Here is a 13990-nt window from a genome sequence, read left to right as displayed (position 1 = left end):
CTTAAGCTTTTTTATCCTGGGTCTGGGTATCAAAGTCAGATGCATCATGACGCTCATGCAGCTGATCGGCCGGGTCGCCCATTACACGGTTAACCTTGCGGCCACGGATCACGGCAGGACGCTGAGCAATCTCTTTCGCCCAGCGCACCACATTTTTATAGGACTGCACATCGAGGAATTCGGCGCCGCCATACTGGTCATTCAGCACCAGATTGCCGTACCACGGCCAGGTCGCGATGTCGGCGATGGTGTAATCCTCACCGGCGAGATAGCGATTATCGGCCAGCTGACGATCCAGCACGTCGAGCTGACGTTTGGCTTCAAGGGTAAAGCGGTTGATGGCGTATTCAATTTTCTCTGGCGCGTAGTGATAGAAATGGCCAAAACCGCCGCCGAGATAAGGCGCAGAGCCTTGCAGCCAGAACAGCCAGTTCAGCGTTTCGGTGCGTTGCGCCAGATCTTTTGGCAGGAAGTAGCCAAATTTTTCTGCCAGATAGAGCAGGATATTGCCCGATTCAAAGACCCGAATCGGCGGCGTGGCGGAGTGGTCACTCAGCGCCGGAATTTTGGAGTTAGGGTTAACCTCAACAAAACCACTGGAGAATTGATCGCCTTCGCCGATGCGGATCAGCCAGGCATCATATTCGGCATCAATCACGTTAAGCGCCAGCAGCTCTTCCAGCAGGATGGTCACTTTCTGGCCGTTCGGCGTGCCGAGCGAATAGAGCTGCAAAGGATGCTTGCCGACCGGCAGCGCTTTTTCATGGGTAGGGCCAGCGAACGGGCGATTGGTTTTAGCGCCGTTGCCTTTTGCTTCGGGATCCCAGCTCCAGACTTTTGCGGGCTGATATGCATTTTCCGACATAGTGAAGGTTCGCCTTGTGGTGTGATGTTTGTCTGGAGTGTAGCAGGTGAATAAAAGCCGGTTTAACTCTGCTGGCGGTGATCGCGGCCTGGCCCGTTGCCTGCCGTATGGGTTATCGGCTGAGGGCGACGCGAGAGATGAAGGGCAAACCGTGCCCGCCGCGCGGATGGCGAGGCGGGCAGAAAGGCGGCAAAGCGCGACTGGCTGCGGCCGGGTGAGGTTATTTGCTGAGTAACTCGCGCTCGATCAGTTCGCGGGTCTGCACTGCCTGAACCTTCATCTTTTCCGGGTAACCAAACAGCGAGGCGGCGATGATCGGCTCACCACCCACTTTGTAACTGCGTGTGGCAAAGTTAGTGTCGCGCAGCGTCTGGAACAGGGTATCGAAATCGACTTCGCCTTCGCCAACGCCGACGTGCTGGTGAATCGTGGCATCAACGCCGGGCGGGTTAACGATGTAGCGGCAATGTTTGGTGTGGTTCATGGTGTCAGCGATCAGCATGTGCGACAGATCGTCTCCGGCATACTCCAGCATCGGTTTTACATCGCCTTTGCCTTTGTCGTAGAAGAAGGTATGCGGCGCACTGTAGATGTACTTGACGTTATCGCTGCGGAACGACTTCACGATATCCACCGTTTCGTTGTTCTCTTCGCAGAAATCCCACGGGTGCGCCTGAATCTCGACCCGGATCCCTTCACGTTCGATAATCGGCAGCAGCTCCTCCATCGAACGATAAAACATCTCTTCACAGATCTCCGGCTCATTAGGCGTGCCGGAGAGTTCGGTGTTGATCACCTGCACGCCCATCTCAACCGCAATCTCAATCATCCGTTTCCAGTTTTTCACTGCCGCCTGGCGGCGCAGCTCGTCCGGACCGGACCAGCGATAGACCACAATAAAAGAGGAGATCTCCAGTCCGGTGGCGCGCAGCGCGTTTTTATATTCAGTCATGATTTCGCGGCTGGCTTTGGGATGCTTATAAAACGGGTTGATCTGCGGATGCGGCGACTGTTCGATATATTTATACCCCCAGTCAGCCACCTGATGGACCATGCGGGTGATGCCCAGGTCTTTAATCACATCCACATCAAAAGCGATTTTCATCTGTCTGCTCCGGAAACATTAACGTTACTGTTCTTCATTAAAGGTGACGCCGATCTGCTGCCTGACGCTGTCGATGGTGGCCAGGGTAGTAATCGCCTGGTCGAGCGAGTGGATCGGCGAATCAGTCAGGTTCTGCCCGATACACCAGGCGAAGTGGTTGATTTCATGACACAGCTGCAGATAGCGGTTGGCGGGTTCTTCCCAGTACAGGCTGTGGCGACCCTCGCTGGAGGTGAGGCGAAAATTGCCTGGCGCATAGAACTGCCCCTCCAGCACCAGGCTGGCATCACTGCCGGCAATCACCGCGGCGCCAGGCGTGTTGCTGAACAGTGTGGTATTCAGCAGCGAATGCATGCCGTGGCGATGCGTCAGCAGCATTGACGTCTGACCGTTTACGCTGCCACCGGGCACCGGCTGGCCTCTGGCGATGATGCTGTCGGGCGCGCCACCGCCGATAAACACGCTGAGTGCCACCAGGTAACTGCCGAGATCGAGCATCGGCCCGCCTGCCAGATCGTGGTTAAAGATGCGGTGATCCGCGGTAAAAAATTCGCCGTGATCGGCAATCAGGGTGTGAACCTCGCCGAGCACACCATCTGCCAGTAACTGCCGGATTACGTCATATTTCGCTGCGAAGTTGCACCACATCGCTTCCATACACAGCAGGTTGCAGGCTGCGGCCGCCTGCTTCAGCTGCGTTGCCTGCTGCGCATTCAGCGCCAGCGGCTTCTCAATCAGCAGGTGCTTTCCGGCCGCGATAGCGCGCAGGCCATCCGGAAAATGGTGATTATGCGGCGTGGCGATATAGACCGCGTCGACATCCTCACGCGCCAGCAGCGCATCCATGCTGCTGGCGGCATACGCAATTGACCACTTTTCGGCAAACGCCTGAGCTTTGGCCGGATTACGCGCCGCCACGGCTGTCAGTTGCTGGTCGGTATGGTGGCGTAGCGCATGCGCAAAATGGTCGGCAATCCAGCCGGGACCGATAATTCCCCAGCGCAGCGACGGCAGAGTTCGGGCATCGGGTAAGCGTGGGGTGGGAAGCGTTGAGGGAAACATACCCATTCCTTCTTTTGCGTGCAGGGTCCAGTCAGAACCCCACTATAGAAAGCCTGTTGCCACCGCTCTAATCATTTGATGATGCGATTCCATCAGGGAAGTTAACGCCAGATTTTTACCCGTTTTAGCAAATGCCCGTTTTAAAAAGAATCAAAAAAGAAATGAAAATTTCATTTTGCGAAGGTGATCAAAGTAATGACGTATTTTCTATCAAAAAAATGAGAGAAAATGTGCCTGGTCATGACAGGATTAACTGCTGCCGCGCAACGGCAGAGAAAACGCTGAAGGGAAACTGCCCATTTCGGCAAATGAGGATCGACAGCGGGAGAAGGATGATGTCAAAAGTAACCATGACGGCAATTGCAGACGCGGCAGGCGTAGGGGTGGCGACGGTCGATCGGGTACTGAACCGCCGGGCACCGGTGCGCAGCGTAACCGAGCAGAAGGTGCTGGCGGCGGCCCGACAGCTCGGCTATCGGCTGCCTGCGGCGTACAGCCTGCCTGAGACGCAACCCGCTGCGGCTCAGCTGCGTTTTGGTTTTATCCTGCTGCCGGCCCGTTATTCGTTTTATCAGCAGCTGAGTGAGGCGCTGCAACAGCGGGCGCGCGGGCATCAGCCGGCAGGCAGCGAAACTGAATTTCGCTGGCACGACATTCATGAAGTGGAGGCGGTCGCCAGCTCTCTGCGCCAGCTCGCGCAGCGTAACGATGTGATTGGCCTGGTGGCGCTGGATCATCCCTTAATCCGTCACGCTATCCAGGATGTGTCGCGGCTGGGCGTGCGGGTCTACGCTCTGTTGTCAGATTTTTCGCCCTGCGAGCACGCCGGTTTTATTGGCATTGATAATCAGAAGGCGGGGCGAACCGCCGCCTGGATGGCGCAACATCTGCTGCGTCAGCCGGGCTGCGTCGGCGTGTTGCTTGGCGACCATCGCTTTACCTGTCAGGAGAGCAGCGAGATCAGCTTCCGTTCCTATCTGCGTGAATCGGGCGTCAGCCAGCGGGTGCTTGAGCCGTTAAAAACCCATGAATCAAATGAAGGCGGCTATCAGGCCACCCGCCAGTTGCTGGAGCAGCATGATGATCTGGTGATGATTTATGCGCCCTGCGGTGGCATTGAAGGTGTGGTGCAGGCCCTGCGAGACAGCGGCCGCCGTCAGATTGATTTGCTGTGCCACGGTCCGCTGCCCGGCGATGAGCTGGCGCTGATTGACGGCACGATATCACTGATGCTGCGGCACCGGATTGATGTGATGGCCGATGCGGTGATCGCCACCTGCCTGAGCGGCGGGAGCGAGCAACGCGGTAACTTTGCCCAGGTGACCGTACCGTTCGAACTGGTGACGCGCGAAAACCTGTAAAACAGCGGTTTTAACGCATTTATGATAGAAAACTATCATAAAATGAAGTTATTAAATGCGATCGCTATCAAAAAATGAAACTTTCATTGTTGTCTGTGATGAAATTTTTATTTGATACTGCCAGCTGTTCTCATCGCACAGGCAGATATCATGACCCTACACATTGCAAATGCGCCCTGCAGCTGGGGCGTAGACGATCCGAATAATCCATGGCTGCCGCCCTGCCAGAAAGTACTGACGGAGGCCGCGCAGGCGGGCTACCAAAGTATCGAGCTGGGTCCCTGGGGCTACCTGCCAACCGATCCCGATGAGCTGACCCGGCAGCTTAATCATCATGGCCTGTCGCTGGTGGCGGGCACCATTTTTGATGATTTAGTCAGTGAAGCGAATTTTCCGGCGCTGGTGACGCTGACCCACAACCTGTGCCGCAACCTGGCGCAGGTCCCGACTGCAACAAAAACCGCAGGTGTTAACGCGCCGCCGCCTTATCTGGTGATCATCGATTTTGGCAATCCGCAGCGGGCGAAATATGCCGGTCAGTCGGAAAAATCGCCGCGGCTCGACGATGAGGCGTGGCATCGCATGATGCGGCACATCACCATTCTGAGTCAGATCGCCTGGCAGGAGTATGGCGTGCGAGCGGTGATCCATCCGCATGCGGGTGGCTGTATTGAGTTCGCCGATGAACTGGCGCGGCTGGTGAACGATATTCCGCATCAGGTGGCCGGTTTATGTCTCGACACCGGCCATCTCTACTATGCCGGGATGGACCCGATTGACGCGCTGCAACGTTACTGGGCGCGCATCGACTATCTGCATTTCAAAGACGTTCATCATCAGCGGTGGCGCGACGCCATTACGCGTGGACTCGACTTCTTTAGCGCCTGCGCTGAAGGCGTACTGTGTCCGCTGGGGCAGGGCGCGATCGACTATCCGGCGGTGCGTGCTCTGCTGGCAGAACGTGACTATCAGGGCTGGATCACCATCGAACAGGAGCGTGACCCGCGCCAGGCCGACACCAGCCTGGCTGATGTTACCGCCAGCCTGCACTACCTGCGCTCAATCGGATTCTGAGGACAACATCATGATTAACGGTAAAAAAGCACTGAATCGCTCGTTGCGCTGGGGCATGGTTGGCGGCGGCGGGACCAGCCAGATTGGGTATATCCACCGTTCAGCGGCGCTGCGTGACGGCAACTTTTCGTTGCTGGCGGGCGCGTTTGATATTGATGCCGCACGCGGGCGTGAATTTGGCAATGCGCTTGGCGTGGCGTCAGACCGCTGTTATCCCGATTACGCCAGCCTGTTTGCCGCAGAAGCCGAACGGGAAGACGGGATAGAAGCGGTCTCGATCGCCACGCCCAACAATACCCATTTCGCCATCTGTCGGGCAGCGTTGAACGCCGGACTGCATGTGGTGTGTGAGAAGCCGCTCTGCTTCACCGTCGAAGAGGCGGATGAGCTGGAACAGCTGAGCCGGGAGAAGCAGAAGGTGGTCGGCGTGACCTACGGCTATGCCGGACATCAGCTGGTCCATCAGGCGCGTGAGATGATCGCTGCCGGTGCGCTGGGTGAGATCCGCATCGTCAATATGCAGTTTGCTCACGGCTTCCACAACGAGGCGGTGGAGTTACAGAGTGAAAGCACCCGCTGGCGGGTCGATCCGCGCTTTGTCGGCCCGAGTTATGTGCTGGGCGATCTCGCTACGCATCCGCTGTTTATTGCAGAAACGATGCTGCCACAGCTGAAAGTGACGCGGCTGCTCTGTTCTCGTCAGAGTTTTGTCGCCACCCGCGCGCCGCTGGAAGATAACGCCTTTGTGATGATGGAGTATGACAACGGCGCGGTTGGCACGCTGTGGGCCTCGGCGGTGAATGCTGGCTCAATGCACGGCCAGAAGATTCGGGTGGTGGGCGCTAAAGCCAGCCTGGAGTGGTGGGATGAACAGCCAAATCAGCTGCGTTATGAAGTGCAGGGCGAACCGGTGCGGATTCTGGAGCGTGGCATGGGGTATCTCAGCCCGCGCGCACTGGAGGAGGACCGTATCGGCGGCGGTCATTCCGAAGGGCTGTTCGAAGCCTGGTCGAACCTTTACCGTCGCTTCGCGCTTGCAATGGACGCCAGCGATCGTGGCGACAGCGCCTTCCTGCAGGATTTCTGGTATCCCGATGTGCATGCCGGATTGATGGGCGTGCGCTGGGTGGCGCAATGCGTGAAATCAGCGGATGCCGGTGCGGTATGGGTCGAATGCTGAGGCAAGGCGTGGCGTGAGCCTTCGAAGCCGGGTTCGTTGCTCTGAAATGCAAAAACCCGCCAGAGGCGGGTTCTTTAAAAATGGTGCCCGAACCCGGAAAAAAATGCCGGGAGCATTTTTTCATCGCACGCTGGCGTGCAGACCCGCAGGGCGAGCCACAGGGAAGTGGCGAGTACATCGAACCTTCGGAGCCGGGTTTGCCGCGCTGAAAAGCAAAAACCCGCCAGAGGCGGGTTCTTTAAATATGGTGCCCGAACCCGGAATCGAACCAGGGACACGGGGATTTTCAATCCCCTGCTCTACCGACTGAGCTATTCGGGCAACGGGGCGCATTAAACCGTAAAGGCCGCTGGGCGTCAACGGCTTTCACCAAAAAACCACGGGAAACGTGACTGATTGCCTGATTTTCAGTCAAAGCGGGTAAAACCTCAGGCCAGCGCGCCGTTTTTACGGCACAACGCAATGCTGTAAACATCTTCCGCCAGCCGCTGAGCCGTGGCGACATCCTGCACGTTGCGCTTCACCAGCAGTTTACTCAGGCAACCTTCCAGAATCAGCTCCATCTGATCGGCCACCATGCTCGGGTTGTCCAGCGCCTGGTCTAGCAGAATCTCATGCGTAAACTGCCATGACGCGCGCTTCTGCTGTTCCGCCAGTTGATGAATTGGCTGATCCGGCTGCGGATAGAAACTACAGGCGGCAATAAACAGACAGCCGGGGAAGCGGCCTTTGCTGACGTGTTCTCTTAGCACTTCATAACGCGCCATCAGCTTCTGGTCCGGCGACAGCGTCTCATCCAGCATGATCTGACGCCGCCAGGTATCAATCTGCTGAGCGTGATAACGCAGCGCATCATAGAGCAGGGCGTCACGATCGGGCCAGAACAGCCGGAGCTGATCGAGAGAAAGGCCGGTCTGGCCCGCCAGGGTTTCCAATGAGAGGGTGGCGGCGAGGCCGTTCTGTTCAAGCACATTCAGTGCATGCTCGAGTATTTGTTCACGCTGCAAGTGACTCTCCTCTGGTATGCAGGCCCGGCTGTTCGCCGGACACAAGCCTGACTCCAGTGTTGTTTACGGGGTGAGTTTCTGCAAATGTGCCCGGAAATCGGCGGCATTGAGAAACCCGGTGATGCGCGAGTCAGCGATCTCGTGGCCTTGCGCATCAAAGAATAAAATGGTCGGTAATCCCAGCACCTGAAGATGCTGCAACAGCGCATTATCGCTGGCGCTATTGGCGGTCACGTTGGCCTGTAGCAGCTGCACCCGGCTCAGGCTATCGCGTACCGCGCTGTCGCTAAAGGTGTATTTTTCAAACTCTTTACAGGCAACACACCAGTCGGCATACAGATCGACCATGGTGATGCGGCCGTTGGCCTGTTGCAGCGCCGTCTGCAACTGTTGCGGCGTCTGGACGGTCTGGAATGACAGGTGGGCGACAGCCTGCTGCTGCGCCGGGCCGCCAAAGGCCCAGTCCTGTAGCGGACGGGCGCTGATCAGTGCGGCGGCCAGCACGATAATCTGTACGACGCGCCACTTGCCACTGCTGGCGCGCAGGCTGACGCTGAACGCCCAGCCAAAAAAGGCCACGCCCAGCAGGCTCCACAGCCGCAGTCCCCACAGGTCGCCCAGCACCCGCTCCATCAGGAAAACCGGCAGCGCCAGGATAACGAAACCAAAGCCCTCTTTTACCGTCTGCATCCACGGTCCGCTCTTCGGCAGCAGCTTATTGCCAAACAGGGTCACGGCGATCAGCGGTAAGCCCATCCCGACCGCATAGAGCCAGAGAGTACCGGCGCCGGCCCATAAATTACCGCTCTGGGCGATATAGAGCAGAATAGCGCTGAGCGGCGCGGTGGTGCAGGGCGAGCAGATTAAACCGGCCAGCGCGCCCATCAAAAATACGCCTGGCAGCGAGCCGCCCTGCTGGCGATTGCTCCACAGGGTTAAGCGGGTTTGCAGGCTGGCCGGCAGTTGCAGCGTAAACAGACCAAACATCGACAGCGCCAGCACGATAAACAGCGCCGACAGTGCCGACAGCACCCACGGATGTTGCAGGGCTGCCTGGAAACGCAGCCCGGCAGCCGCCACGATCAGACCCAGCAGAGTGTAGGTCAGCGCCATGCCCTGGACATAGACCATCGCCAGCGCAAACAGTCGGCCAAACGAATAGTGGCGCTGGCCGCCAAGAATAATGCCGGAAATCAGCGGATACATCGGCAGCACGCAGGGCGTGAAGGCGACGCCAATGCCGATCAGCAACGCCCACAGCGGTGAAAACGGCAGCGGCGTGGCTGGTGCAGGCGCGGTATTAACCGGCGCAGCAGCAGTGCTGGCCGCTACCGGACTCAGCGGCACGGTGCGGGTTTCGGGGGGATAACAGAATCCGGCGGCGGCACAGCCCTGATAGGTGACGCTAAGCGTGGCCCCACGGGCGGCCTGTTGTAGCGTTACCGGCACCGTCAGATCCTGCCGATAGATCTGGCTCTTGCCGTAGAATTCATCTTCGTGCGGCTGACCGGCGGGCAGCGTCAGCGGTGCCAGCGTGGCGTTGGCCGGCGTGACGTGGATCTGCTGACGATAGAGGTAGTAGCCCGTTTTTACTTTCCAGTGCAGGTTGAGCTGCGCTCCCTGCTGGTCGAAATCAAAACCAAACGCCTGATCGACCGGGACAAAGCGGCTGCTGGCGGGGTTGGAAAAAAGCGATGCGTGCGCCTGCAGGCTGATAAACAGCACCAGCAGCAGCGTAATTAAGCGAGAGATGCGTGCAGCCATGACAAGTATTCACTGTCTCCATGTTGAACCGGAAGCGCCAGCAGTTCAGGCACATCGTAGGGATGCGCCTGCCTGAGCAGATCGAACAGTGCCTGCTGGTGATCGCTATCGCATTTCAGCAGCATCTGCACTTCGCTGCTCTGTTCGAGCTGACCCTGCCAGACGTAATACGAGGTAGCACCCGGCAGCAGCGTGACGCAGGCCGCCAGTCTGGCCTCAAGCGCCAGGGCGGCCAGACGTTGCGCCGTCGCCTGATCGGGTGCAGTGCAAAGGACAACGATGGCGTTCATCGTAATGCTCCTGTTTAAAAGAGCCCCGATGATAGCACGCTCAGTCAGCGACGCGATTATCGGGCTATAACAGCAACCCGCCAAAGACAAAGCCCGCCATCACCGACAGCGTAATGGCGATCACGCCGGGAATGATAAAGGCATGGTTGAAAACAAACTTGCCAATCCGGGTCGATCCGGTGTCATCCATCTCCACGGCCGCCAGTAAAGTCGGGTAGGTCGGCAGGACGAACAGCGCCGAAACCGCGGCAAACGAGGCGATGGCGGTAAGCGGCGACACGCCCAGCAGCAAGGCGGCAGGCATCAGCGCCTTAGTGGTTGCCGCCTGCGAGTAGAGCAGCATTGAGGCGAAGAACAGCACCAGCGCCAGCATCCACGGGTAGGTTTTCAGCATATCGCCGGCCACCATCTGGATCTCTGCCAGGTGGGCTTTAACAAAGGTATCGCCCAGCCAGGCGACACCCATCACGCAGATACAGGCACTCATGCCGGACTTAAAGGTGCTGGCGCTGAGGATCTCGCTGGTATCCAGTTTACAGGTCAGGCTGATCAGGGTGGCGATAGTCAGCATAAACACCACAATCGCTTCATTACGCGGCAGCAGCGGGTTGGCGATCAGGCCAAGACTGGCACTGGTGAGCGTGGCGTAGACCACCACGGCGATGATACCGAGCAGAAACAGCAGCACCGATTTTTTCGCGCCCGGTTTGGGCTGGTAGACGCTGGCACCGCGCAGCGTAACGTCGCCTTTCGCCAGTCGCGCCTGGTAGACCTCATCATCCTTCAGCTCTTTACCGAGGAAGTTGGTCACCAGCGCGGCCAGAAACAGGCCGACCATGGTCGAGGGGATCGCGATAGCCAGCAGCGTAATGTAGCTGATGCCACGCGGCTCAAGCAGGGTAGCGAAGAATACCACCGCCGCAGAAATGGGCGAGGCGGTAATGGCGATCTGCGAAGCGACCACGGCGATCGACAGCGGGCGCGAAGGGCGGACGCCTTGCTCTTTCGCCACTTCAGCGATTACCGGCAGCGTCGAGAAGGCCGTATGACCGGTACCCGCCAGCAGCGTCATCAGATAGGTTACCAGCGGTGCCAGTAGCGTGACGTGACGCGGATGACGGCGCAGCAGCCGTTCGGCGAGGCTGACCAGATAATCCATTCCGCCGGCGACCTGCATGGCCGCGATAGCCGCAATGACCGCCATAATAATTTCGATCACGTCGAACGGGATCATGCCCGGCGGCAGGCCAAAGCCCAGCGTCAGGATCAGCACGCCCATGCCGCCAGCGAACCCAATGCCAATGCCGCCAAGGCGCGCACCCAACCAGATCGCCAGTAAGACGACCAGCAGCTCAACCACAAACATGCATCACTCCTGAGAATTTAACCTGAGATTATCAGTTGTGCTGTTTACCAAAGAAAAAGGCACACCGTGTTGATCGCGGTGTGCCTTTAGTAAACCAGCGTCGGTTAAACCTTACTGCTCATTTTCGTCGGTATAACGTTTCGCTTTATAAACCGGATACATCAGGTTCTGGACCGAGAAAATATCGTCCAGCTCGCTTTCGGTCAGCAAGCCGCGCTCCAGCACCACTTCACGTACGCTTTTACCGGTTTCGGCGCAGATTTTGCCGACAATATCGCCGTTATGGTGGCCGATATACGGGTTAAGGTAGGTGACGATACCGATTGAGTTAAAGACGTAGGCTTCGCACACCGCGCGGTTGGCGGTAATGCCGTTGACGCACTTCTCCAGCAGGTTGTAGCAGGCGTTGGTCAGGATGCTGATCGATTCAAACAGCGCCTGGCCAATCACCGGCTCCATTACGTTCAGCTGCAGCTGACCGGCTTCGGAAGCCATAGTGACGGTGATGTCGTTGCCGATCACTTTGAAGCAGACCTGATTAACCACTTCCGGCACTACCGGATTGACTTTGGCTGGCATGATCGACGAACCGGCCTGTAACTCCGGCAGGTTGATTTCATTCAGGCCAGCGCGCGGACCGGAAGAGAGCAGGCGCAGGTCGTTACAGATCTTAGAGAGCTTCACCGCCAGGCGTTTCAGTGACGAGTGCACCATCACGTAGGCACCGCAGTCTGAGGTCGCTTCGATCAGATCTTCCGCCGGCACCACCGGCAGGTTGCTGACTTCCGCCAGACGCTGCACGGCAAGGTGCTGATAACCGTCCGGCGTATTCAGGCGGGTACCGATGGCGGTCGCGCCGAGGTTCACTTCCAGCAGCAGCTCGCCGGTGCGCAGAATGCTTTTGGTCTCTTCATTCAGCAGCACGCTGAAGGCGTGAAATTCCTGACCCAGCGTCATCGGCACCGCATCCTGTAACTGGGTTCGGCCCATTTTGAGGATGGTCTGGAACTCGTCGGCCTTACGCTCAAAACCGTCGGCCAGCTGGCTGATGCCATCCAGCAGCTTCAGCAGCGAACTGTAAACCGCGATGCGGAAACCGGTCGGGTAGGCGTCATTGGTCGACTGACATTTGTTCACGTGATCGTTAGGGTTGAGGTACTGATATTCACCTTTCTGGTGGCCCATCAGTTCCAGACCGATGTTTGCCAGCACCTCATTGGTGTTCATGTTGACCGAGGTGCCAGCACCGCCCTGATAGACATCCACCGGAAACTGATCCATGCAGCGGCCTTTATTGAGCACTTCATCGCAGGCCTGAATGATGGTATCGGCAATGTTGCGGGGGATCGTTTGCAGCTCTTTGTTGGCCATCGCCGCCGCTTTTTTTACCATCACCATCCCGCGGACAAATTCGGGTATGTCGCTGATTTTACTGTTGCTGATGTAAAAATTTTCAATCGCACGCAGAGTATGAACGCCATAATAGGCATCCGCCGGTACTTCGCGCATACCTAACAGGTCTTCTTCGATACGAATGTTGTTCGCCATGATAACCTTCTTGTTGTTGCCGCTAACCATCACAGATGATGTGTTTATTTTGTCGTGGTGTACCCGTAACGACATTTTATCCGTCTTCATACTGGTGAGCACGATCATATTCTGATGCATCAGAAAAGTACGCATGCAGATCACTTAATGCTGCCGTCAGGTTAACGATATGTGAAACAGGTTACAAAATTAACCCTGCGGGATAAATTTGACAGGATCGGTTGAAAATGGCGGCACGGGTGCCCATCTCTTTTCTTATCATCACTAAGATGAACGCTTTCTGCTGAACGGCACGCTGCCGGTCAGCCCACACTTACAGGAGAGTACGGTGCGCTGGATACCGTTATTAGTCTTTTTTGTCCTGGCCTGGATTGAAATTTCACTGTTTATTCAGGTCGCCCACGTCATGGGCGTGCTGCTCACCATGCTGCTGGTGGTCTTCACCTCCTGCATCGGGGTGTCGCTGGTCAAAAATCAGGGCATGAAGAATTTCATGCTGATGCAGGAGAAGCTGGCGCGTAATGAAAGCCCGGCGAAAGAGATGATCAAGAGCGTGTCGCTGATCATCGCCGGTTTTCTGCTGCTGCTGCCCGGCTTCTTTACCGACCTGCTGGGCCTGTTGCTGTTGCTGCCGCCGGTGCAGAAGCATCTGACGCTGAAGCTGATGCCGCATCTGCGCGTCTGGCGCGGTCCGGGTGCCGGCCCTGACAGCGGCTATACCATGGATGGCGAGTTCGAGCGCAAAAACAGCGATCGCCTTGAGCACCATGACGATCCGAAAGATCGCTGACGGTGTCATCGCCACAGTAAAACGCAACCTTCGGGTTGCGTTTTTTATTTCCGCTGGCGATCTTTCTGCCGGTTGCTCAAAAAGCCATCAGTTATCACATCTGCGTAAAAAATTTGTTGTCTGCCCCCTTGAAAGGGCGTGGTCGCGGCCCTATCTCTCAGGTCACGAGGCCGGAAGCCATGCAGCCCGGTGTTCAACCCCAAAACTGAATGATTGGACTTCTCAAAGGAGAGCTATCAAATGAAAATTCGTCCATTGCACGATCGCGTTATCGTCAAGCGTAAAGAAGTTGAAGCTAAATCAGCTGGCGGCATCGTGCTGACCGGTTCTGCAGCCGGCAAATCCACCCGTGGTGAAGTGCTGGCTGTCGGCAACGGCCGCATCCTTGAGAGTGGTGACGTTAAGCCGCTGGACGTGAAGGTTGGCGACATCGTGATCTTCAGCGAAGGTTACGGCGCGAAAACCGAGAAAATCGATAACGAAGAGGTGCTGATCATCTCTGAGAGCGACATCCTGGCGGTTGTTGAAGCGTAATTTTTTCGCGTAATTCACTGAACGAAACGAATTTAAGGGATATT

13 protein-coding genes and 1 tRNA gene are annotated in these 13990 nt (G+C 57.1%); 5 read left to right on the top strand and 9 right to left on the bottom strand.

Annotation, left to right across the window (positions count from 1 at the left end; all coding sequences use genetic code 11):
* Position 1: 1 nt before the first annotated feature.
* The 3 genes from yghU to ACLIBF_RS19040 all read right to left on the bottom strand — a co-directional run bounded on the left by yghU (position 2) and on the right by ACLIBF_RS19040 (position 3032).
* Positions 2-865, bottom strand: a complete 864-nt coding sequence (gene yghU, locus ACLIBF_RS19050; RefSeq protein WP_031375480.1) for a glutathione-dependent disulfide-bond oxidoreductase — start codon at positions 863-865, stop codon at positions 2-4.
* Between the two features lie 220 nt (positions 866-1085).
* On the bottom strand, positions 1086-1970 hold the full coding sequence (locus ACLIBF_RS19045; RefSeq protein WP_031375479.1) for a sugar phosphate isomerase/epimerase family protein: 885 nt from the start codon (positions 1968-1970) through the stop codon (positions 1086-1088).
* A 24-nt stretch (positions 1971-1994) separates the two neighbouring features.
* Positions 1995-3032, bottom strand: coding sequence for a Gfo/Idh/MocA family protein (locus tag ACLIBF_RS19040; protein WP_031375478.1), 1038 nt, complete (start codon positions 3030-3032; stop codon positions 1995-1997).
* A gap of 335 nt (positions 3033-3367) precedes the next feature.
* Between ACLIBF_RS19040 and ACLIBF_RS19035 the strand changes: the two genes are divergently transcribed.
* The 3 genes from ACLIBF_RS19035 to ACLIBF_RS19025 all read left to right on the top strand — a co-directional run bounded on the left by ACLIBF_RS19035 (position 3368) and on the right by ACLIBF_RS19025 (position 6647).
* On the top strand, positions 3368-4393 hold the full coding sequence (locus ACLIBF_RS19035) for a LacI family DNA-binding transcriptional regulator (protein ID WP_069728783.1): 1026 nt from the start codon (positions 3368-3370) through the stop codon (positions 4391-4393).
* Positions 4394-4543: 150 nt separating this feature from the next.
* On the top strand, positions 4544-5467 hold the full coding sequence (locus ACLIBF_RS19030; protein WP_448310292.1) for a TIM barrel protein: 924 nt from the start codon (positions 4544-4546) through the stop codon (positions 5465-5467).
* A gap of 10 nt (positions 5468-5477) precedes the next feature.
* Positions 5478-6647 (top strand): Gfo/Idh/MocA family protein, encoded by a 1170-nt coding sequence (locus ACLIBF_RS19025; protein ID WP_448310290.1) that lies wholly within the window; start codon positions 5478-5480, stop codon positions 6645-6647.
* Between the two features lie 245 nt (positions 6648-6892).
* Here the strand turns inward: ACLIBF_RS19025 and ACLIBF_RS19020 are convergent.
* The 6 genes from ACLIBF_RS19020 to aspA form a co-directional block, all read right to left on the bottom strand.
* Positions 6893-6968, bottom strand: a tRNA-Phe gene (locus ACLIBF_RS19020).
* A gap of 107 nt (positions 6969-7075) precedes the next feature.
* Positions 7076-7654, bottom strand: a complete 579-nt coding sequence (gene dicD, locus ACLIBF_RS19015) for a division control transcriptional repressor DicD (RefSeq protein WP_448310288.1) — start codon at positions 7652-7654, stop codon at positions 7076-7078.
* 63 nt (positions 7655-7717) lie between these two features.
* On the bottom strand, positions 7718-9418 hold the full coding sequence (locus ACLIBF_RS19010) for a protein-disulfide reductase DsbD (protein WP_448310287.1): 1701 nt from the start codon (positions 9416-9418) through the stop codon (positions 7718-7720).
* Positions 9394-9708 carry a divalent cation tolerance protein CutA gene (cutA, locus tag ACLIBF_RS19005; protein ID WP_031375474.1) on the bottom strand — a complete coding sequence of 105 codons (315 nt, stop codon included), beginning with the start codon at positions 9706-9708 and terminating at the stop codon, positions 9394-9396. The genes ACLIBF_RS19010 and cutA overlap by 25 nt, the downstream gene beginning before the upstream one ends.
* 64 nt (positions 9709-9772) lie before the next feature.
* Positions 9773-11074 (bottom strand): anaerobic C4-dicarboxylate transporter, encoded by a 1302-nt coding sequence (locus ACLIBF_RS19000; protein WP_031375473.1) that lies wholly within the window; start codon positions 11072-11074, stop codon positions 9773-9775.
* 111 nt (positions 11075-11185) lie between these two features.
* Complete coding sequence (gene aspA / locus ACLIBF_RS18995; protein WP_031375472.1) at positions 11186-12622, bottom strand: aspartate ammonia-lyase; 1437 nt, start codon at positions 12620-12622, stop codon at positions 11186-11188.
* Between the two features lie 328 nt (positions 12623-12950).
* Between aspA and ACLIBF_RS18990 the strand changes: the two genes are divergently transcribed.
* Together ACLIBF_RS18990 and ACLIBF_RS18985 are read left to right on the top strand one after the other, a co-directional pair.
* On the top strand, positions 12951-13412 hold the full coding sequence (locus ACLIBF_RS18990; protein WP_031375471.1) for an FxsA family protein: 462 nt from the start codon (positions 12951-12953) through the stop codon (positions 13410-13412).
* Between the two features lie 240 nt (positions 13413-13652).
* Positions 13653-13946: a co-chaperone GroES gene (locus ACLIBF_RS18985; RefSeq protein WP_022625257.1), complete on the top strand. Its 294-nt coding sequence runs from the start codon at positions 13653-13655 to the stop codon at positions 13944-13946.
* The last annotated feature ends 44 nt before the right edge of the window (positions 13947-13990 follow it).

The sequence above is a fragment of the Pantoea sp. PGP6 genome (assembly GCF_053474785.1).
This window is presented reverse-complemented; position numbering and strand designations above follow the sequence as displayed.